The following is a 19,164-nucleotide window of genomic DNA, read 5'->3' as shown; positions in this document are numbered from 1 at the left end:
AATCGGCTTGCGGGGCTGTTAACAGCGGTGCCAGGCAGCACCGCCAGGAGGCAGGATTAGAACGTGATGCGGCTGACGTCTTGGCAGCCGAGGGCGGCCAGCGTTGCGCGCGTAGCATCCCATTGCGTGAGAATGGCACTTTCCGGTTCAGCCAGCACTGCTCGGCTCACTTTTTGGCAATCGCGGCCGGAGACATTCATCAGAATTAACGCGGCTTGCAGGGGAGGCAGACTTGGGTTGAACGCGGCGTTTTCAGCATAGCGGCCAGTGTAAATGGTACCGTCTTCGGCTTCTAGCGCAACCCCGCTGTGCGCATTGCTGTAGGGCGCATGGCTCTGATTGGCTGCTGCCAGTGCGGCTTTTTCCAGTTCGTGGGTTAGCGTCAGTTGGAAGCCGTGATCGACCCGATCCATCAGCAGTGTGGTGATATCCAGGTCTTTGGGGCCGAAGGCATCTGGCAGATAATCGCCAAGAGTTGCAGGTTCACGGCCAGGCAGGCGGATTTTCAGAGCGGTACCGCTGTTGAGCTCGTTCATAAACTGGCGGCAGTGGCCACAAGGCGTGTAGTTCACCGTGATGGAGACCAGGGCGGTTTCGCCGCGCAGCCAGGCATGGGTTACGGCACACTGTTCGGCATGAATGGTCTGCTGCATCGGCGCGCCACTGAACTCCATATTGGCGCCAAAATAGAGATTGCCGCTCTGTCCGCGGGCAATGGCACCGACATAGAACTTGGAGATCGGGGCTAACGAGCAGGCCGCCGCCAGGGGCAGCAGAGCAAATGCCAGAGCATCATCATCCAGCCCGCAGCGCTGCTTGATTGCATCCACCTGTTCTGCCTTAAGCATGGCCGGAAAATCAGGCGCATCAATATAAGGTAATAGGGCGGATTGCAATGTGGCGGGCAGTTCACCGAAAGCGGTTTGAAAACGCGGGTGCATAGAAACTCTCTCTACAGGTTAACGGGATAACATTCTAGGCAGCTCAGCGTGAATAAAGTGTGATGAAAATCTCTTTATTGATGAAATCAATGCAATGAAATGCATAATTGCGGGACGTATCGCAAGTTTTAAGCCTTTCAACCGAACAGGTGCAGCAACACCGGGAACAGAAACGGCGCCAATAGCGAGGTAATGATCCCGCAGATGACTAACGCAAGTGAGCCGAATGCACCTTCCTGATAGTCCATTTCCGCACAGCGCGCCGTGCCCAGCGCATGTGATGCTGTCCCCATTGCCAACCCACGTGCCGAACGGGTCGTGATGCCTAATATTTTGAACAAGGTATGCCCGAATACGGCGCCGAGAATACCGACGAAGATAACGCAGACGGCGCTGATCGCCGGAATGCCGCCAAGCGATTCTGCGACCGCCATCGCGATGGGCGTCGTGACCGATTTAGGCATGATGGACGCGGCAATCTCCGGTGTGGCCCCCATCCATAATGCGATAGCGCCACCGCTGATCATGGCCGTCATGCTGCCGATAAAACAGACGGCGATGATGGACTTCCAGCGAGCGCGAATCTGGTGCAATTGCTCATAAAGCGGGTAAGCCAGTGCCACTACGGCCGGTTGTAGCAAGTCATTGAGGATTTTACTGCCCTGAAAATAACGCTCATAAGGAATGCCCGTCAGCAATAGCAGGGGAATAATCACCGCCATTGACACCAGTAATGGGTTGAGCAATGGCATATTCAGCCATTGGGCCAGCTTGCGTGCTGCGAAGTAGACCGCTAGCGTCAGCGGCAATGACCACCAGATTTCATGGATCATTTTTCTCCCTCCGCTGCATCAGACTTGCCGACGATGCGGCGTTCTCGATGGAAATAATGTGAGGTATAGCCGACAACGACTAACACCATCAGAGTACTTACGGCGCAAGAGATCACCAGTGGGCCGAGGTGTTCGATAATCTGGTCATAGTATTTCATCACGCCAACACCGATGGGCACGAACAAGAGCACCATATAGCGGATCAACAGATGACAGCCTGGTTTGACCCACTTGGCGGGCATAATCTGTGTGGAAAGCAGGGCGAACAGTAGCAACATACCGATAATGCTGCCGGGAATGGCGATCGGCAACACTGCCGCGAGCGCATTGCCAATAAACAAACAAAGGTAGATAAGGGCGATTGCCCTCAGGTATTTCCAGCACAGAGTGAGTAGCTTGGTCATAACTTAATCCTGTTTAACCGATGCATTCATCATACAATTAAACTGTGACCTTAGCCACAAATCACACCATGAATTCGCTCTATGACGACTATGCCGATTGAGCCGGTTGACAGTCGTCATTAAGCCGCATGCTCATTCTGCACTGACAGCATTATGGGTGTCCAACTGCTGTTTTTGCGCCAGGCGGTGCCCGAGGAAAAAGAATAACAGGCTAAATAACGCGGCGGCTATTAACATCATAAACATCATGTATGGTGCCGTGTAGCTGAGAATAAACCCGCACAGCACCGGATTGATGGCGCCGCCCAATGCACTGAGGTTTTGCACGCCGTAGTAGCTGCCTTTGAGATGCGGCGGCGCGATAAAATCGATAAACATATACTCCACAGGGATCACAATGATTTCCCCCAATGTGAATACCGCCATGGCCGCGATCCAGAGCCAGAGCGATTGCCCTGCCAACCAAAACCCCAGCAGCCCCAGAATGAAAAATAGCGTGCCCAGCGCCAGCCAGCGCAGCATGTTTTCCTGACGCATTCCTCGGCTCAGCACATATTGCAGGGCAATAACGATACAGGCGTTGACGATCATCACTGCGCCAATCACCTGATAGGCGAACTCTGCATTCGAGACGGTAATCAGGTATTGCGACAAATAGCCGGTGAACTGGCCGAAAACGACCGCCCCGAGTGTACTGCCAAGGGTAAAGTAAATCAGCCGACGATCGTTACGCAGGATTTTCAGCGTCTGGCGGAAATTCGGCGGTGCGGTAGGTATCACATCGCTTGCTGGTGGGGAGGGAACGCGCTGTCGGCGCAGGCTAAAATTCAAGGTTGTCACCGTGAGTAAAGCCAACCCGCCGGAAAGGTAGAAAGGTAACAATGGGTTCAGCCCTGCCACCATCACGCCCAGTGATGAACCTACCGCCCAACCCACGTTCACCAGCGTGTAGTTGATGGAAAAGGCTTTGATACGCTGTGCAACCGGCAGCCAGTCGGCAAAACAGGCTTTGATAGTAATGCCCAGTACGGAATAGGCAGTATGCAGGATAGCCAACACCACAATGATGCCACCCGGACGCGGGATCCAAGGGATAGCGAAAAAGCTCAGGGCAAACAGCAGAATGGACGTCAGAATGAGCGTGTTCTTGTTGAATTTATCCACCAGGTAACCGCCGTACAAACTGGCGAAAATACCGATTGCCAGACTGATGCCCAGAATAATCCCGACACTTTTCGGCAGTAGGTGAAAATGCCCGGTAAGATAAATGGTAATGAATGGCAGAGTCACGCCGCGGCCGATGGTTAAGACCAGCGAACTCGCCAGCAGTGCGTTAATCAGTGGTGGGAATCCCTTCATGTCAGACCTGTTCATGCATACAGTTATTAACCCAATAGGGATAACATAGCGTATTTTAACCAACAAAGAAGGGGGGAATAGGCAATTGTGTGAAAAAAGAGGCTACCGGAATAGCCTCAGAGGAATGGGCTCATTGGCCTGTTTTGGCCTGCAACGTGGCGAACCAAGGCTGGATGAAAGCATCGCTGCTGCCCCAGCCCGGAATAATTTTAGCCAAACTGGCGACATTGACAGGACCAGGCTGACTGACCAGGAGTGCCTGCGGGATAGATGCGGCTTTAAATTCGTAGGTTGCCGGCGTCGGTTCGCCGGCAATTTTGTTCGCCACCAAACGTAAGTTGACTGCACCAATGAGCTTGGTATCCACTGCCACGCTGACTTTCCATGGGCTGTTGGCCTCGCGCATCAGTTGCAGATCCTGATTGGATATGTCGATGCTGTAGAGTTTGATTTCGGTGCGGCCGTTTTCTTTCAGCGCTTTATAAGCCCCTTGGCTGAAGGCGTCCCAGGTGCCCCAGATAGCGTCAATCTTGCCTTTCGGGTATTTGGCCAGTACAGCACCCACTTTATTGGCGGTATCCCCTTGTACGTCGGATGAGACAGCACCAATCGATTCCAGCTCATGAATGCCCGGATTTTGTTTCAGCAACTGTTGATAGGCTGCCTGACGGCGCTCCATCGGCGGGAAGCCAGCGACCCAGAGCTTGATAATATTGGCTTTGCCGTTGAAGTCCTTGATCAACTGTCCGAAGGACTCATTCGCCAGCGAGGCGTCATCTTGCTGTGAAACTGTGACGCCAGGAATACTGCCGCTGATATCGGTATCAAATGCGGATACGGCAATGCCTGCTGCGGCAATGCGTTTGACCAGCTCGGTCGAATAAGGCGCACGCCCCTGCGAGAGGATAATACCGTCATATTTCTGGCTGATGGCTTGGTTTACGAAATCTTGGAAACGTGCATCATCACCATTGCTGAGAAAGGTATCGACCTTAAAGCCCAGCTTCCGACCCTCCTGAAGCGTACCGGCGAGAAACTGGGTGGTGTTGTCGTCAGACCCCAAATTACGGATTACCGCAATACGGATCGGTCCCTGATGTTGCGCGATGGCCGCAGGTACTGGCGTGGGTGTTTCTGCCGCGAACAGCGGCAAAACGGTCAGCAGGCCAATGGCCAGCAGCGGGGTCTTTAAGGTTTTCATTATTATTGGCTCCGAAAGCAGGTGAGATCTATCCCGGTAAGACGCTATTTATAGCAGTCTTTCCTTCTGGACGTCTACTTGTAATATCGGAGTCCCGTAACGGGCACTGGCCTTACGGGCAATGGATCTGGCGTTGCCCTTCGCCGAACGAGACGGTGAGGCGTTAACGTGAGGGAATGCAAATAAAAAGGGCCGAGCAAGCTCGACCCTTATGGCAGGAGAAAAGGTGTTATTTCACCTGCATCCCTGGTTGTGCGCCGCTGTCCGGGCTAAGCAGGAAGATCTCTTCTCCACCTGGGCCGGCAGCCATCACCATACCTTCGGAAATACCAAAGCGCATTTTGCGTGGTGCAAGATTGGCAACCATGATGGTCAGGCGGCCTTCAAGCGCTTTGGGTTCTGGGTAAGCGGAGCGAATGCCTGAGAAAATCTGACGCATTTCACCGCCCAGATCCAACTGCAGCTTAAGCAGCTTATCCGAGCCTTCAACAAAGTCGGCACTTTTGATCAGTGCGATACGCATATCAACCTTGGCGAAATCGTCAAAAGTGATCGTATCCTGAATGGGATCGTCAGCCAGCGGACCGGTGACAACTTTAGCCGCCGCCATGTCTTCTTTCGACGCGCTTACCATTTCATTGACTTTGTCCAGATCGATACGGTTGAACAGCGCTTTGAATGGATTGACCTGATGGCTCAGTAACGGCTGCTGAATGCTATCCCAGCTAAGCTCACAGTTGAGGAAAGCTTCGGTACGTTCGCTCAGCGACGGCAGCACTGGCTTCAGGTAGGTCATCAATACACGGAACAGGTTGATGCCCATTGAACAGATGGCTTGTAAGTCGGCATCGCGGCCTTCTTGTTTCGCCACAACCCAGGGTGCCTGCTCATCCACATAACGGTTAGCCAGATCGGCCAACGCCATGATTTCGCGGATTGCCCGGCCAGACTCACGGCTGGCATAGGCGTCGGCAATACTTTGCGCCGCGTCAACGAAGGTTTGGTACAGCGCAGGGTCAGCCAGTTTGTCGGCCAGTTGGCCGCCAAAGCGTTTATTGATAAAGCCAGCGTTGCGAGAAGCCAGGTTCACCACTTTATTGACGATGTCGGCGTTCACGCGCTGCACGAAATCTTCCAGATTCAGGTCGATATCGTCAATGCGTGAAGACAGCTTGGCGGCATAGTAGTAACGCAGGCAATCGGCATCCAGGTGTTGCAGATAGGTACCGGCCTTGATAAAGGTGCCGCGAGACTTGGACATCTTGGCGCCGTTCACCGTCACGTAACCGTGTACGAACAGGTTGGTCGGTTTGCGGAAGTTACTGCCTTCCAGCATTGCTGGCCAGAACAGGCTGTGGAAATAAACGATGTCCTTACCGATAAAGTGGTACAGCTCGGTGGTGGAGTCTTTGCGCCAGAATTCGTCAAAGTCCAGATCGCCACGCTTGTCGCACAGGTTTTTGAATGAGCCCATGTAGCCGATTGGCGCATCCAGCCAGACGTAGAAGTATTTGCCAGGTGCGTCTGGGATCTCAAAGCCGAAATACGGCGCATCGCGTGAAATATCCCACTGTTGCAGACCAAATTCAAACCACTCCTGCATCTTGTTGGCAACCTGTTCTTGCAGCGCACCTGAACGGGTCCAGGCTTGCAGCATGGCGCTGAACTCAGGCAGATCAAAGAAGAAGTGCTCGGAATCGCGTAATACCGGCGTAGCGCCAGAGACCACGGATTTCGGATCGATCAGCTCGGTCGGGCTGTAGGTTGCACCGCAAACTTCACAGTTATCACCGTATTGATCCGGTGATTTGCATTTTGGGCAGGTGCCTTTTACGAAGCGGTCAGGCAGGAACATGCCTTTCTCCGGATCGTACAGCTGAGAAATTGTCCGGTTTTTAATAAAGCCGTTTTCTTTCAGGCGACCATAAATCAGGCTCGACAGCTCACGGTTCTCATCGCTATGGGTTGAATGATAGTTATCATAGCTGATGCCAAAACCGGCGAAATCCTGTTGGTGCTCCTGGCTCATTTCCGCAATCATTTCTTCTGGCTGAATGCCTAACTGCTGAGCTTTCAGCATGATCGGCGTGCCGTGCGCGTCGTCCGCACAGATGAAATGAACCTCGTGGCCGCGCATTCGTTGGTAACGAACCCAGATATCTGCCTGGATGTGCTCGAGCATGTGGCCGAGATGGATGGAACCATTTGCGTACGGTAGCGCGCACGTCACCAATAATTTTTTCGCGACTTGAGCCATAGTGAGAACTTGGTTTCTGTAATGAATAAAAAGGGTCTTCGATGTTACCCGATCGTGTCCGCTACGGCTAGGGCGGTTTCTTTATGCAGAGATGCGTCGGCGGGCGCGCAGTTCTGATATGCTAGACGGGAAGCTATCCATTCAAAATCAAGGAGCCGGGATGAGCGCAAAATCCCCTGAGCAGACTAACCCCGAAGTTCTGCGTGCCCTGGTGACCGGAGTATTGGCCGCCTTTGAACACCCGACGTTAAAAAACAATCTGACTGCGCTGAAGGCCATTCACCATTGCGCGCTGCTGGACAATGTACTGCATATTGAATTGACCATGCCATTCGCCTGGCAGAGCGGTTTCGAGGTGCTGAAGGACACCGTCAGTGCAGAGTTACTGCGCGTGACCGGCGCTGAGGCTGTCGACTGGAAACTGAAGCACGATATCACCACGTTGAAACGTGCGAACGATCAGGCCGGCATCAAAGGCGTGCGTAATATTATTGCTATCAGTTCCGGTAAAGGCGGGGTGGGTAAATCCACTACGGCGGTTAACCTGGCATTAGCGCTGGCAGCGGAAGGGGCCAAAGTCGGTATTTTGGACGCTGACATCTATGGCCCGTCGATCCCGAATATGCTGGGCACTGAAAATGAACGCCCAACGTCACCAGACGGTCAGCACATGGCGCCGATAGTGGCGCATGGCCTGGCAACCAATTCGATTGGTTATCTGGTGACTGACGATAACGCCATGGTCTGGCGTGGGCCTATGGCCAGTAAAGCGCTGATGCAACTGTTGCAGGATACGCTTTGGCCGGATCTGGACTATTTAGTGCTGGATATGCCACCAGGCACCGGCGATATCCAGTTGACGTTGTCGCAGAATATCCCGGTTACCGGGGCTTTAGTGGTGACCACACCGCAGGACATCGCGTTGCTTGACGCTGCTAAAGGTATTGTCATGTTCGAAAAAGTTCACGTGCCGGTTTTGGGCATCGTGGAAAACATGAGCGTGCATATTTGCAGCAATTGCGGTCATCACGAGCCCATCTTTGGGACCGGTGGGGCTGAGAAGCTGGTGAAGAAATATAACAGTCGGCTGTTGGGGCAATTACCGTTGCATATTTCACTGCGCGAAGATTTGGATCGCGGCGAGCCGACGGTGATCAGCCGCCCGGACAGTGAGTTTGCCGAACTGTACCGTCAACTTGCCGGTCGTGTTGCCGCGCAAATGTACTGGCAGGGTGAGGCGATCCCGACGGAGATCTCTTTCCGCGCGCTGTAATCATACCGCTGGCTTAAAAACAAAACCCCGGACAAGTTCCGGGGTTTTGTTTATGGGGCTATAGCCTGTTTGTGCAAATCCGCCCGCGTATACGGGCGCTCTACCTGCGCCAAGACAGTAGCAATATGTTCCAGCAACCCTTGCGTTGGTGCAGGTTGCCGTACTCCCATCAGTGCCATTGGCAAGGCCAATGCCACGACAATCTGCGGTGTAGAGAGCTGAGGGCGAGGCTTGCCGCGCTGCAACCACAAAAATAGCGTACTCGCCAGATAGCCAAGTATCAGGCCGCTCACCACCTCTGAAGGAGAATGTACGTGGATAGCTAACCGTGATAGCCCTATGGTGACAGGCAATACCAGCCCCACAACCAGCGCCATGCTGCGTACTGCATGTGAAAAACGCCCGGTCAGCGTCCAGAGCAGAACCGGCCAGATACTGGCCGCCAACGCGGAGTGGCCGCTAAAGCCAGTAAAGTCATAACTTTTTATCCCAATGCCCCACCCCATGAAAGCGAGCTTGGATACGCACACTACAGCACCGGCGCAGCCGAAGATCAGCGCCCATTGCCAGCCAGCGGTACGGGTCGCACGTGAGGCAACAAGTACGGCAAAAAGAATCAGCGAGCAGGGCAACAGCAACATGCTGTCGCCAAAAAATGTCAAAAAATGCCAGTCCAGCACGTTAGTCTCCGGTGAAATGCAAAATCCTATTTCAAGGATAATCATCAAGCCACGGAGTTTACCCTGTGACGCTGGATTGCCCTAGACGCAATAATCTTAAAACCGATGAATGCCACTTATGGCGAAATAACCAGAGATAGCGCTCCGTTGCCAACAATATAGTCTGGCGCAATGCCCGCTAACTCCCTATAATTGTCGCGTTTTAGTTCCCCTCCTTCACACTACGAAATCAGGTCTTTAATTTTATGACTGACAAGCCGCATCAGTGCGTCATTATTGGTATAGCTGGCGCATCTGCCTCCGGAAAAAGCCTTATCGCCAGTACGTTATATCGTGAACTTCGCGATCAGGTTGGCGATGAACACATCGGCGTGATTCCTGAAGACAGTTACTACAAAGACCAGACTCATCTAACCATGGAAGAACGGGTCAAAACAAACTATGACCACCCGAGTGCCATGGATCACAACCTGCTGTTCCAGCATTTGCAAATGCTGAAATCGGGCAAGGCGATAGAGTTACCGCTGTACAGTTACACTGAACATACACGTAAGAAAGAGACCATTCACCTGGAACCTAAAAAGGTGATTATTCTTGAGGGGATCCTGCTGTTGACGGATATCCGTCTGCGTCAGGAAATGAATTTCTCGATTTTTGTCGATACGCCGCTGGACATTTGCTTGATGCGTCGAATGAAGCGTGACGTGAATGAACGTGGCCGTTCGATGGATTCGGTGATGGCGCAATACCAGAAAACCGTCCGCCCTATGTTCCTGCAGTTTATCGAGCCTTCCAAACAATACGCCGACATTATCGTTCCACGCGGTGGGAAAAACCGTATTGCGATCGACATTCTAAAAGCCAAAATTAGCCAATTCTTTGAGTAATGCTGCTCAATGGCCGGAAACCCCTGGTTTCCGGCCTGCGGGCAACTATTTACGCTGCGGCGTAGACCTTTCGCCCGTTGTGTGGCAATTTTTGTTTTAGTGACACGCCTTGATGGAGATGAAGAGATGAGACTGTGCGACCGTGATATAGAAGCCTGGCTGGATTGTGAAAAACTGGTGATTTCACCGCGTCCGCCGATTGAGCGTATTAACGGGGCCACAGTGGATGTCCGTTTAGGCAATCAGTTCCGTGTGTTCCGCGGTCATACTGCGGCATTTATCGATCTGAGTGGCCCGAAAGACGAGGTCAGCGCTGCGTTGGACCGCGTGATGAGTGATGAGATCGTTCTGCCAGAAGGAGAGGCCTTCTTCCTGCACCCGGGTGAGCTGGCACTGGCAGTGACTTTGGAGTCGGTAACGTTGCCGAACGATCTGGTGGGTTGGCTGGACGGCCGCTCCTCCTTGGCGCGTTTGGGGTTGATGGTTCACGTAACCGCACACCGTATCGATCCGGGCTGGCAGGGCCGCATTGTTCTGGAGTTCTATAATTCGGGTAAGCTGCCGCTGGCATTGCGTCCGGGTATGCTGATCGGTGCGTTAAGCTTTGAACCGTTGTCCGGACCGGCAGCACGTCCTTACAATAGCCGCCAGGATGCAAAATACCGCGATCAACAGGGTGCAGTAGCCAGTCGAATTGACAAGGACTAACCGCGCTGGTGGTCGGGTTAGTGTGGCGCTGACAAGAGGATGGCATGAGAAGATTACTGACGACTTTGGCGATTTTACTGGTGGTGCTGGTGGCCGGAATATCCGCGCTGGTGCTTTTGGTTAATCCGAATGATTTTCGTGCCTATATGGTTACGAAGGTCGAACAAAAGAGCGGTTATCATCTGACATTGGATGGCGATCTGCGCTGGCATATTTGGCCGCAGCTCAGCATTCTTGCAGGGCGCATGACGCTGACCGCACCTGGGGCCAACGCGCCAGTGGTGAGCGCGGATAATATGCGCCTTGACGTTAAATTGCTGCCGTTGTTGTCGCATCAGCTGTTTGTGAAACAGGTAATGCTGAAAAATGCCGTCATCCGCCTTACGCCCGACAGCGAAGAACAAAATCAACCCAATGCACCTATCGCGCCTGCGGGCAATTCTGCAGAGTCGGTAGATACGCCATGGAAGTTTGACATTGATAATCTGAAGGTTGTGGACAGTCTGCTGATCTGGCAGCGTGCCAACAACGAACAAATCAACGTTCGCGATATTAATCTCACCTTGAAGCAAAATGCCAAACGCCAGGCGCAAATGGAACTTTCCAGCCGGGTGAATCGTGATCAACGCGATCTGACTTTCAACATGGTGGCGGATATCGATCTGCAGCAATATCCGCGACGCATTGCGGCCAATATCAGCCAATTCAATTACCAACTTGAAGGTGCGGATATTTTGGCCGGTGGTATCAAGGGTGATGGCAGCGCTCAGATGGTGTACCAACAAATGCCGCAGCAAGTCGCGTTAAGCCAGCTGACCCTCAGCGCCAATGACAGCCAATTCTCGGGCGGGGCCAGCGTGCAGATGGGCGATGTGCCTGCCTATGTGTTGAATTTGACATCCACGGCAGTAGATTTGGACGCACTTTCTGGTTGGCAGTCCAAGTCCAGTTCACAAGAACAGCAAGCACCAGGCACGACATCTGCGCCGGTGATTGCCAATCAAATGGACGATCCACAGCAAAATCTTGAAGTACTGCGTGACTTTAACGCACAGCTTAATTTGAGCGTTGATCAACTCACCTATCGCGGCATGAATATTGTTCATTTATCAACGCAAGCGGAAAACCAGCAGGGTTTGCTGACGGTACATTCACTCTCGGGGCAGCTGGCCGGGGGCGATTTCGCGTTGCCTGGCTCGCTGGATGCACGCCACAGCCGGCCAGTGATCGCCGTGAAGCCGGTAGTGCGGCAGGTTGAGTTGGGCACTGTACTGAAAGCGTTCGACATGCCACAGGTATTAACCGGCAAACTCAGTATGCAAGGGGATTTGACGGGCGATCGCTTGACATCACAGTCGTTTGAGCGGCGTTGGCAAGGAACCGCTCAATTGACAATGCAAGATGCGCAACTGCATGGCCTGAATATTCAGCAGTTGATTCAGCAAGCGGTGGCACGCAACGACAGCAGCGTGAGTGGGCAGAAAGATTACCAACGTTATACCGAAGTGAAGCAACTGTCGGCAAAAGCGAGTTTGAATAGCGGTACGGTAAAATTCACCGAGTTGGGTGCAGATTCGCCATTGTTGAATCTGAGTGGTAGCGGTACGGTGGATATGCCAGGTAAGCAGTGTGATATGGCGCTGAATGTACGAGTAACGGGTGGTTGGCAAGGGCGTAGCGATCTGATCGAACAGCTGCAGAAAACGCCTATCCCGCTCCGTGTTTACGGCCCGTGGAGCCAGCTCAACTACCAGTTACAGGTTGATCAGATACTGCGTAAAACGCTGCAGGACAGGGCGAAAGAGGCGCTGAATAAGTGGGCTGATAAGAACAAGGATTCGCGCGAAGGCCAGGATCTGAAAAAACTGCTTGATAAGCTTTAAAGTCAAAATATGGGGGCAATGCCCCCATATTTTTAACGTTAATGGATGTTAGTCAGATATTTTTCCATATCCTTTCCATACACCGGGGGTTCCTGCTTCTACACATCGCCAACCGTCCCATCCACCTGCGGTTGGGGCGCTATTTACAATTCGGTCACCTTGGTTAAATCTACCGGAGATAGGAGCTGCACTTCCGTGCATAATTCGTACATTGCTTGGAACAGAGATTTTTTGCTCCATTGCAATACTTTCACTTCCAATTATATTATTGGCATAATAAATTCCGTTAGTGCAATCAAATACCATGTTACCTAAGACAGTGCTATTGATAAATGAATGTGATGATTCCTTCATGCCCTGACTCTTCATAAAAGTAACATTTTTTGAAACAGTAACTCCATCAAAATGAGCCCCAAGAGAGGGGGAGGATGAATCAATGACAGACAATGAAGTAATTGCACCACCAAACCATCGCACAGATCCAGATATATTATTTAGGATGACATTTGTTGCTGTTACATTTGAGAATTGATGATTACCACTATAGGACGATATCTTTATTTCATTTGTGCGGCAATTTGATAATGCTAGTGTACCTTTTTTACCCTCTGCAATTGTAGTTATATTCCCACCCAATGAGCGGCCACCGCTCACTGTAGTTACTCCGTATCCTTTAATAAGGATGGCATTTCTAAAACGGGAACCTGCATGCTCTACTATTTGCACATCAGCATTACCTATCTCTAAAAAATCTCTTTGTCCCCATTGTTTAGGTTCCCTTATTTCTGCATGTGTCTGATTAAACATGAGCCCAATACCATTATCTATACGTACATAAGGGCTGCAGTTGTTGTTTTCAATCTGACAGTTATTAAATCTGATCATATTACAAATGTCTTTTCTTATCGTACTTGTCAGAAATAATGCCGGATGAGTGGTCTGCGTATTGTCGGAGATGTTACCAGTAGAGTAGCCACTTTCCTGAATGTTAGTGGCTTCGAACACAGAATCTTGCACTTTATCGAGCCAAAGAGCACACCCGCGAAATGAGTAAATCTGAACATTGTTGGTATATACATAACTTACATTGGTAAGGCGGAATGCACTTAGTGTGAAGTGGTTTCCATTGAAAGATAGATTTTCTATTCTTAGACCCCAGCTGAATTGTTTTTCAGTATTGTACTCAATAAGAATTACATCGGGATCTTTTGGGTCCTCGCTAGGCATAATGATACAATATCTTGTATTGCTTCCTCGGAAGACGCCAGCCCAATTCCCTGGTATCTTCAATACTCCTGGTTTGAGGTATGTTATACCACTTGGAAATACTAGCTCAACTCTGTAGTTGTTTACCACTGATTCTTGGAGAATATTAGAGTTTTTTTCGCCATATTCCGGGGCGCCTATTCTGATCCCTAACCATTCAATTGGCCATATATTTGTCGAAACTGAATCAACTCTTACCCAGCACCAGGTATCATTTACACGGATGACGATTCCGCTTTTTTCTGTCAGATCTTCTGACTGTACCGCATAAAACTCGCCACCACCGGTAGACTTTACATTGTCTTCTGCATAGAAGCTAACTACATCAATTTTTTGGCCGGGAAATTGTGGGGTTATTTTCTTTAAATTATCGATGTCAGGGCAACGACCTATATATTTCGCGCCATCATATTCGGAAAGTTTAGAAGAAAGTAATGATGCGCTATTGTTTGTGACAATTTCACTTTCAACATTATTTGACACAATACTACGAACACCCTCTGCGGCATAAGCTTTCCCCACTAAAATACCAGATGTTCCTGCTATTATGGTTTTAACTAGACCTCTTCGGTTCATATGTATTCCTTAGGTTCGAAGCAATAAGTTAATGGAATCTTCTCAAGAATAACACTAGGTTATTACTTGTAAAATAAAATTTGTTAAATAAGATTTCAGTTTGTGGTTTTTTGTTTGCATGAAGGTTTTCGATTCGTGAGATATGTGAATAATGTTAATTGATTACGTTTTGCATCTCAAATTTTAAAATTTAAAGGTAGGGGGTATTTTATTATTTGATTTGCATCACTTATTGTTTTAGTGATATTTGTAACATTTGGCTTGGATTATTTTAAATAACGCATTTCACTAAACTTTTGGGGTTTTTCCTATGTGGGAACTTGTTGTTGGTACCGTAGTCGCGGCGGGCGTTGGGCGCTATATCATCAAAGGCTACTCTGCGACGGGAGTTCTGATGGTGGGCGGCCTGCTCCTCTTGGCCATCAGTGCCTTGATGGGCAAGAGCCTGTTACCTGCAAGCGCAGTATCTACGGGGTGGCGCACGACGGATATCATCGAGTATGTCAAGATCCTGCTGATGAGCCGCGGTGGCGATCTTGGCATGATGATCATGATGCTGTGCGGGTTTGCGGCTTATATGACACACATTGGTGCTAATGATGTGGTCGTAAAGCTGGCCTCACGTCCCTTGCAGATGATCAACTCCCCCTATCTTCTGATGGTAGCAGCGTATTTTGTCGCTTGCCTGATGTCACTGGCTGTCTCCTCTGCAACCGGTTTGGGCGTGTTGCTGATGGCCACACTATTCCCGCTGATGGTCAACGTGGGGATTAGCCGCGGCGCAGCGGCGGCTATCTGTGCTTCACCGGCTGCCATTATCCTTGCACCTACCTCTGGTGACGTGGTGCTGGCTGCTAAGGCTGCGGAAATGCCGTTGGTCGATTTCGCGTTTAAAACTACCTTACCGATATCCATTGCGGCGATTGTCTGCATGGCCATTGCGCACTTCTTCTGGCAACGCTACCTCGACAAGAAGAACAACGAACAGCACCACATTATGGATGTGAGTGAAATAACTACGCATGCACCGGGGTTTTACGCTGTTTTACCTTTTACACCGATTCTCGGCGTGCTGGTGTTTGACGGCAAGTGGGGGCCGGAACTGCATATCATCACTGTATTGGTGGGGTGCATGTTATTGGCGGCAGTGATTGAGTTCTTGCGCAGCTTCAGTGCCAAACAGGTATTTACCGGTCTTGAAGTGGCCTATCGGGGAATGGCGGACGCTTTTGCCAGTGTGGTGATGCTGTTGGTCGCTGCGGGCGTATTCGCTCAAGGGTTGAGTACCGTTGGATTTATCAGCGGGTTAATCAGTTTGGCACAGTCGTTTGGTACTGGCGGGATTATCATGATGCTGGTGCTGGTGGTGATTACCATGCTGGCGGCAATGACTACCGGTTCGGGAAATGCGCCGTTCTATGCTTTTGTTGAACTGATTCCTAAACTGGCGGCTCAGATGGGGGTAAATCCCGCGTATTTGGTGATCCCCATGCTGCAGGCGTCGAATCTGGGTCGTACGTTGTCACCGGTTTCCGGTGTGGTGGTGGCGGTATCTGGCATGGCGAAAATCTCCCCGTTCGACCTTGTGAAACGTACGTCGGTACCGGTGATTGTTGGGTTGATCGTGGTGATTGTGGCGACGGAGCTGCTGGTACCTCAGCATTTGTAACAGGTGGCCGGGCGATGCCCGGCCCCTGGTTACACCTCGTAGTCAGGCTCTGGTACTGACAGCGGAGTGATCTTCACTTTCAAAATACGATGGCTACTGACTTCCAGTGGTTCAAACAGATAGTCACCAATGCGTAACTGTTCGCCTTCTTGAGGAATACGTTGGCTGTGTTCCATCAGCAAGCCGGCCAACGTGTGGTATTCACGTCTCTCTTCCAGCGAAAGTGGCAGATATAACACCAAATCCTCCAGTGGCATATAACCATTGGCGGTCCAACTGCCGTCAGCATTTTGCTGAATATCATGCCGCGCATCGACCTCTTCACCGGCTTCCGGAAGGTTACCGGCAATGGTTTCCATCACGTCAGTTAGCGTCACAATGCCTTCAACTGAACCGAACTCATCGACGACAAAGGCAAAATGCGTCTGTGCCTGGCGGAATTGCTCCAGCGCGCTCAGCAGGGTTAACTGCTCCGGGAAAATCAGCGGCTGAAGGATTAACGCACGTAAATCGAGCGGAGCCTGAGCCAGTTGCTGTTTCAGTACATCAATAGTATGGATCACCCCGAGCGGTTCATCGCTGGCACTGTTCTCCACCACGACAATGCGCGTATGCTGATTTCTTTCAAGTAGCTGTGTCAGCTTTTCTTGCGGGTCATTCAGCTCAAGATATTCCACATCGTGGCGTGAAGTCATGATGCTGCTTACCGTGCGCTGCGCCATGCCTAACACCCGTTCTATCATATGCCGTTCCTGCCGATTGAAAATCTCACCGTTTTCACTGGTGCTATCGGCCAACAGGTTGGCGGAGTGACTGTCCACTTCCGCTTCCTCGTGTTTACCACTCAACATACGCAATACCGCTTCCGCAGTTCGTTCTCGCAGCGGCCGTACCGTTGACAGAAAACGACGCCGGTTGAACTGGGACAGTTGGTTCAAGGCCTCAATCATCACCGAGAAACCAATGGCGGCATACAGATAACCTTTCGGGATATGGTAGCCAAATCCTTCAGCAACCAGGCTGAAACCAATCATCAACAAGAAGCTTAGGCACAGGATAACAATCGTCGGGTGGGCGTTGACAAAGCGCGTTAGCGGCTTGCTGGCCAGCAGCATCAGCCCGATAGCGATACAGACGGCAATCATCATTACCGCCAGATGATCGACCATGCCGACGGCGGTGATCACCGAATCTAGAGAGAATACGGCATCCAGTACCACGATTTGTGCCACAACCGGCCAGAAACGGGCGCCTTTGCGCGGGCCGTGCTGTTCTTCATCTTTACCCTCCAGCCGTTCGTTCAACTCCATGGTGGCTTTGAACAGCAGGAAGATGCCCCCGACCAACATAATCAGATCGCGGCCGCTGAAAGGGTGCCCAGAGGCAAAGAACAGCGGTTGGGTCAGCGTGGCCAGCCATGAGATAGACGCCAACAGTGCCAAGCGCATCAATAGCGCCAGCAACAGGCCGACGACGCGGGCTTTATCCCTCTGATGTTTTGGTAGTTTTTCCGCCAGAATGGCGATAAAGATAAGGTTGTCTATACCCAGAACGATTTCCAGCACGACCAAAGTGGCCAGGCCGGCCCAAATTGTTGGATCTGCGATCCATTCCATACGCCCAATTTCACCTGTAAGTTCGACGGCTTATGCCGCAGGGGAATGATGGGTGCTGAGGCGGGAAAATTCAACTTTAAAACAGGGATTAGGGGTGACCTGTTTGAAGTATGATGAGATTAAGCAAAATAATGCATAAAAAATCACTCATTTCGAAAGTGTTCAGGTTGTGATGCTGTAAGGAAAGAGGCGTTTTCTTAATAAGGAGCCTATACGCCCAGACAGGGGACCTGATGCCTGTTGATAAAAACAGCGTAAATATAATTTTTAAAAATCAAGTCGTTATAGATGCTATCGGCTGCTACACTTTGTTCACTTTAACCCTGTAGGTAGTCTTATTCTGAAAAGGATAACCAATAAGTATCTTAGGCTTGTATCGATCGGTTAATAGTATAAGAATCTTAGCCATACAAACATTTACAAGTATCACTATTTGGTTATAAACACGTATTTTTTTGCTTTTATGTGACATCTGCGTCACTTAGCAAAGAGCATGGCCTTGAATTTACATTGAAAAGCGATTGGGCTACCTAGTTGCTTCTTAGAAAATGATGACAGTGCATTGGTAGCTGAGAGCCAAGGGCGGTAGCGTGTCTGCACCACTCTGTTCCCGTTTTCATAAGCGTCCCGGATAAGGCTTAGTTCGGCTACGTTAAAATTATTGATTGTGGATGAAAAACATGCAAAAGAGACTGAAGGCTGTGATCCCCGTAGCTGGCTTGGGAACCCGTATGTTGCCTGCGACAAAAGCCATTCCTAAAGAAATGCTACCGGTTGTCGATAAACCATTGATTCAGTACATTGTTAATGAGTGTGTGGCCGCTGGGATTAAAGATATTGTACTGGTTACTCATTCCTCTAAGAATGCGATTGAGAACCACTTTGATACCTCTTTTGAGCTTGAGGCTGTACTGGAGTCACGTGTTAAGCGCCAGCTTCTCGAAGAAGTACAAACTATCTGCCCGGACGATGTGACGGTGATGCAAGTGCGCCAAGGTCAGGCAAAAGGCTTGGGGCACGCCGTTCTATGCGCTAAACCTATGGTCGGTGATAATCCTTTTGTGGTGTTATTACCGGATGTCTTGTTGGATGATTCGACAGCCGATCTACGTAAAGAGAACCTGGCCAAAATGATCCAACGTTTCACTGAAACTGGCTATAGCCAGGTTATGGTGGAACCGGTACCGGAACAGGATGTTTCGAAATACGGCGTGGTGGACTGTGGTGGTGCGGCACTGTCGGCAGGAGAGAGTACTCCGATGACTGCGGTAGTCGAAAAACCTGCCCGTGAGGAGGCGCCATCCAATCTGGCTGTAGTGGGCCGTTATGTTCTGTCTGCCGATATCTGGCCGTTGTTGGAAAAGACGTTGCCAGGCGCGGGTGATGAAATCCAGCTCACTGATGCGATTGCCATGTTGATGAATGCACAAACCGTAGAGGCTTTTCACATGAGCGGCAAGTCGCATGACTGTGGTGATAAGCTGGGTTATATGAAAGCGTTTGTGCAATATGGCTTGCGTCATGCCTCCGAGGGTGAAGATTTTACCCAATGGTTGAAGCAGACATTAAATAGCAAGTAACGGTTGCGGCTGAATATACGATCATAATATT

The 19,164-nt window shown here is 50.7% G+C and carries 15 protein-coding genes; 6 read left to right on the top strand and 9 right to left on the bottom strand.

Annotated features, from left to right (window positions below; all coding sequences use genetic code 11):
* Positions 1-56 precede the first annotated feature (56 nt).
* The 6 genes from cdd to metG all read right to left on the bottom strand — a co-directional run bounded on the left by cdd (position 57) and on the right by metG (position 6,995).
* Positions 57-941 carry a cytidine deaminase gene (gene cdd, locus ACI2J2_RS10130; RefSeq protein WP_209632438.1) on the bottom strand — a complete coding sequence of 295 codons (885 nt, stop codon included), beginning with the start codon at positions 939-941 and terminating at the stop codon, positions 57-59.
* Positions 942-1,078: 137 nt separating this feature from the next.
* Entirely contained in the window at positions 1,079-1,774 is a 696-nt protein-coding gene (locus ACI2J2_RS10125) for a CidB/LrgB family autolysis modulator (protein WP_209632439.1), read from the bottom strand.
* On the bottom strand, positions 1,771-2,178 hold the full coding sequence (locus ACI2J2_RS10120) for a CidA/LrgA family protein (RefSeq protein ID WP_209632440.1): 408 nt from the start codon (positions 2,176-2,178) through the stop codon (positions 1,771-1,773). The genes ACI2J2_RS10125 and ACI2J2_RS10120 overlap by 4 nt, the downstream gene beginning before the upstream one ends.
* 132 nt (positions 2,179-2,310) lie before the next feature.
* Complete coding sequence (locus ACI2J2_RS10115; RefSeq protein ID WP_209632441.1) at positions 2,311-3,537, bottom strand: MFS transporter; 1,227 nt, start codon at positions 3,535-3,537, stop codon at positions 2,311-2,313.
* Between the two features lie 130 nt (positions 3,538-3,667).
* Positions 3,668-4,738, bottom strand: a complete 1,071-nt coding sequence (locus ACI2J2_RS10110; RefSeq protein ID WP_209632442.1) for a sugar ABC transporter substrate-binding protein — start codon at positions 4,736-4,738, stop codon at positions 3,668-3,670.
* Positions 4,739-4,967: 229 nt separating this feature from the next.
* On the bottom strand, positions 4,968-6,995 hold the full coding sequence (metG, locus tag ACI2J2_RS10105; protein WP_404760014.1) for a methionine--tRNA ligase: 2,028 nt from the start codon (positions 6,993-6,995) through the stop codon (positions 4,968-4,970).
* A gap of 160 nt (positions 6,996-7,155) precedes the next feature.
* On the opposite strand from metG, the gene apbC reads away from it, so the two are divergent.
* Positions 7,156-8,268, top strand: a complete 1,113-nt coding sequence (gene apbC / locus ACI2J2_RS10100) for an iron-sulfur cluster carrier protein ApbC (protein ID WP_209632444.1) — start codon at positions 7,156-7,158, stop codon at positions 8,266-8,268.
* Positions 8,269-8,318: 50 nt separating this feature from the next.
* On the opposite strand, the gene ACI2J2_RS10095 is transcribed toward apbC, so the two are convergent.
* Complete coding sequence (locus tag ACI2J2_RS10095) at positions 8,319-8,948, bottom strand: phosphatase PAP2 family protein (protein WP_209632445.1); 630 nt, start codon at positions 8,946-8,948, stop codon at positions 8,319-8,321.
* A gap of 245 nt (positions 8,949-9,193) precedes the next feature.
* Between ACI2J2_RS10095 and udk the strand changes: the two genes are divergently transcribed.
* The 3 genes from udk to asmA all read left to right on the top strand — a co-directional run bounded on the left by udk (position 9,194) and on the right by asmA (position 12,426).
* Positions 9,194-9,835 (top strand): uridine kinase, encoded by a 642-nt coding sequence (gene udk / locus ACI2J2_RS10090; RefSeq protein WP_004942376.1) that lies wholly within the window; start codon positions 9,194-9,196, stop codon positions 9,833-9,835.
* A gap of 126 nt (positions 9,836-9,961) precedes the next feature.
* On the top strand, positions 9,962-10,543 hold the full coding sequence (dcd, locus tag ACI2J2_RS10085) for a dCTP deaminase (RefSeq protein WP_012006010.1): 582 nt from the start codon (positions 9,962-9,964) through the stop codon (positions 10,541-10,543).
* A gap of 44 nt (positions 10,544-10,587) precedes the next feature.
* On the top strand, positions 10,588-12,426 hold the full coding sequence (asmA, locus tag ACI2J2_RS10080; RefSeq protein ID WP_404760013.1) for an outer membrane assembly protein AsmA: 1,839 nt from the start codon (positions 10,588-10,590) through the stop codon (positions 12,424-12,426).
* Positions 12,427-12,474: 48 nt separating this feature from the next.
* On the opposite strand, the gene ACI2J2_RS10075 is transcribed toward asmA, so the two are convergent.
* The gene (locus ACI2J2_RS10075; RefSeq protein ID WP_404760012.1) at positions 12,475-14,268 is read right to left on the bottom strand and encodes a hypothetical protein; all 1,794 of its coding nucleotides are present in this window, start codon (positions 14,266-14,268) and stop codon (positions 12,475-12,477) included.
* A 310-nt stretch (positions 14,269-14,578) separates the two neighbouring features.
* On the opposite strand from ACI2J2_RS10075, the gene dcuC reads away from it, so the two are divergent.
* Complete coding sequence (gene dcuC / locus ACI2J2_RS10070) at positions 14,579-15,937, top strand: anaerobic C4-dicarboxylate transporter DcuC (protein ID WP_404760011.1); 1,359 nt, start codon at positions 14,579-14,581, stop codon at positions 15,935-15,937.
* Between the two features lie 29 nt (positions 15,938-15,966).
* On the opposite strand, the gene ACI2J2_RS10065 is transcribed toward dcuC, so the two are convergent.
* The gene (locus tag ACI2J2_RS10065) at positions 15,967-17,553 is read right to left on the bottom strand and encodes a TerC family protein (protein WP_404760010.1); all 1,587 of its coding nucleotides are present in this window, start codon (positions 17,551-17,553) and stop codon (positions 15,967-15,969) included.
* 680 nt (positions 17,554-18,233) lie between these two features.
* On the opposite strand from ACI2J2_RS10065, the gene galU reads away from it, so the two are divergent.
* On the top strand, positions 18,234-19,133 hold the full coding sequence (gene galU / locus ACI2J2_RS10060) for a UTP--glucose-1-phosphate uridylyltransferase GalU (protein ID WP_404760009.1): 900 nt from the start codon (positions 18,234-18,236) through the stop codon (positions 19,131-19,133).
* The last annotated feature ends 31 nt before the right edge of the window (positions 19,134-19,164 follow it).

Source organism: Serratia sp. NPDC087055, from assembly GCF_044900985.1.
Classification (GTDB): Bacteria; Pseudomonadota; Gammaproteobacteria; order Enterobacterales; family Enterobacteriaceae; genus Serratia.
Note: the sequence above shows the minus strand (reverse complement) of the source record. Positions and strands in the feature narration are given on the sequence as shown.

What these genes read in the sequence shown, in the direction of transcription:
- ACI2J2_RS10115 (WP_209632441.1), bottom strand. Translation starts at nt 3,537, where the DNA reads ATGAAGGGATTCCCACCACTGATTAACGCACTGCTGGCGAGTTCGCTG.
- ACI2J2_RS10110 (WP_209632442.1), bottom strand. Translation starts at nt 4,738, where the DNA reads ATGAAAACCTTAAAGACCCCGCTGCTGGCCATTGGCCTGCTGACCGTT.
- asmA (WP_404760013.1), top strand. Translation starts at nt 10,588, where the DNA reads ATGAGAAGATTACTGACGACTTTGGCGATTTTACTGGTGGTGCTGGTG.
- galU (WP_404760009.1), top strand. Translation starts at nt 18,234, where the DNA reads ATGCAAAAGAGACTGAAGGCTGTGATCCCCGTAGCTGGCTTGGGAACC.
- ACI2J2_RS10125 (WP_209632439.1), bottom strand. Translation starts at nt 1,774, where the DNA reads ATGATCCATGAAATCTGGTGGTCATTGCCGCTGACGCTAGCGGTCTAC.
- udk (WP_004942376.1), top strand. Translation starts at nt 9,194, where the DNA reads ATGACTGACAAGCCGCATCAGTGCGTCATTATTGGTATAGCTGGCGCA.
- dcd (WP_012006010.1), top strand. Translation starts at nt 9,962, where the DNA reads ATGAGACTGTGCGACCGTGATATAGAAGCCTGGCTGGATTGTGAAAAA.
- cdd (WP_209632438.1), bottom strand. Translation starts at nt 941, where the DNA reads ATGCACCCGCGTTTTCAAACCGCTTTCGGTGAACTGCCCGCCACATTG.
- ACI2J2_RS10075 (WP_404760012.1), bottom strand. Translation starts at nt 14,268, where the DNA reads ATGAACCGAAGAGGTCTAGTTAAAACCATAATAGCAGGAACATCTGGT.
- apbC (WP_209632444.1), top strand. Translation starts at nt 7,156, where the DNA reads ATGAGCGCAAAATCCCCTGAGCAGACTAACCCCGAAGTTCTGCGTGCC.
- metG (WP_404760014.1), bottom strand. Translation starts at nt 6,995, where the DNA reads ATGGCTCAAGTCGCGAAAAAATTATTGGTGACGTGCGCGCTACCGTAC.
- ACI2J2_RS10065 (WP_404760010.1), bottom strand. Translation starts at nt 17,553, where the DNA reads ATGGAATGGATCGCAGATCCAACAATTTGGGCCGGCCTGGCCACTTTG.
- dcuC (WP_404760011.1), top strand. Translation starts at nt 14,579, where the DNA reads ATGTGGGAACTTGTTGTTGGTACCGTAGTCGCGGCGGGCGTTGGGCGC.
- ACI2J2_RS10120 (WP_209632440.1), bottom strand. Translation starts at nt 2,178, where the DNA reads ATGACCAAGCTACTCACTCTGTGCTGGAAATACCTGAGGGCAATCGCC.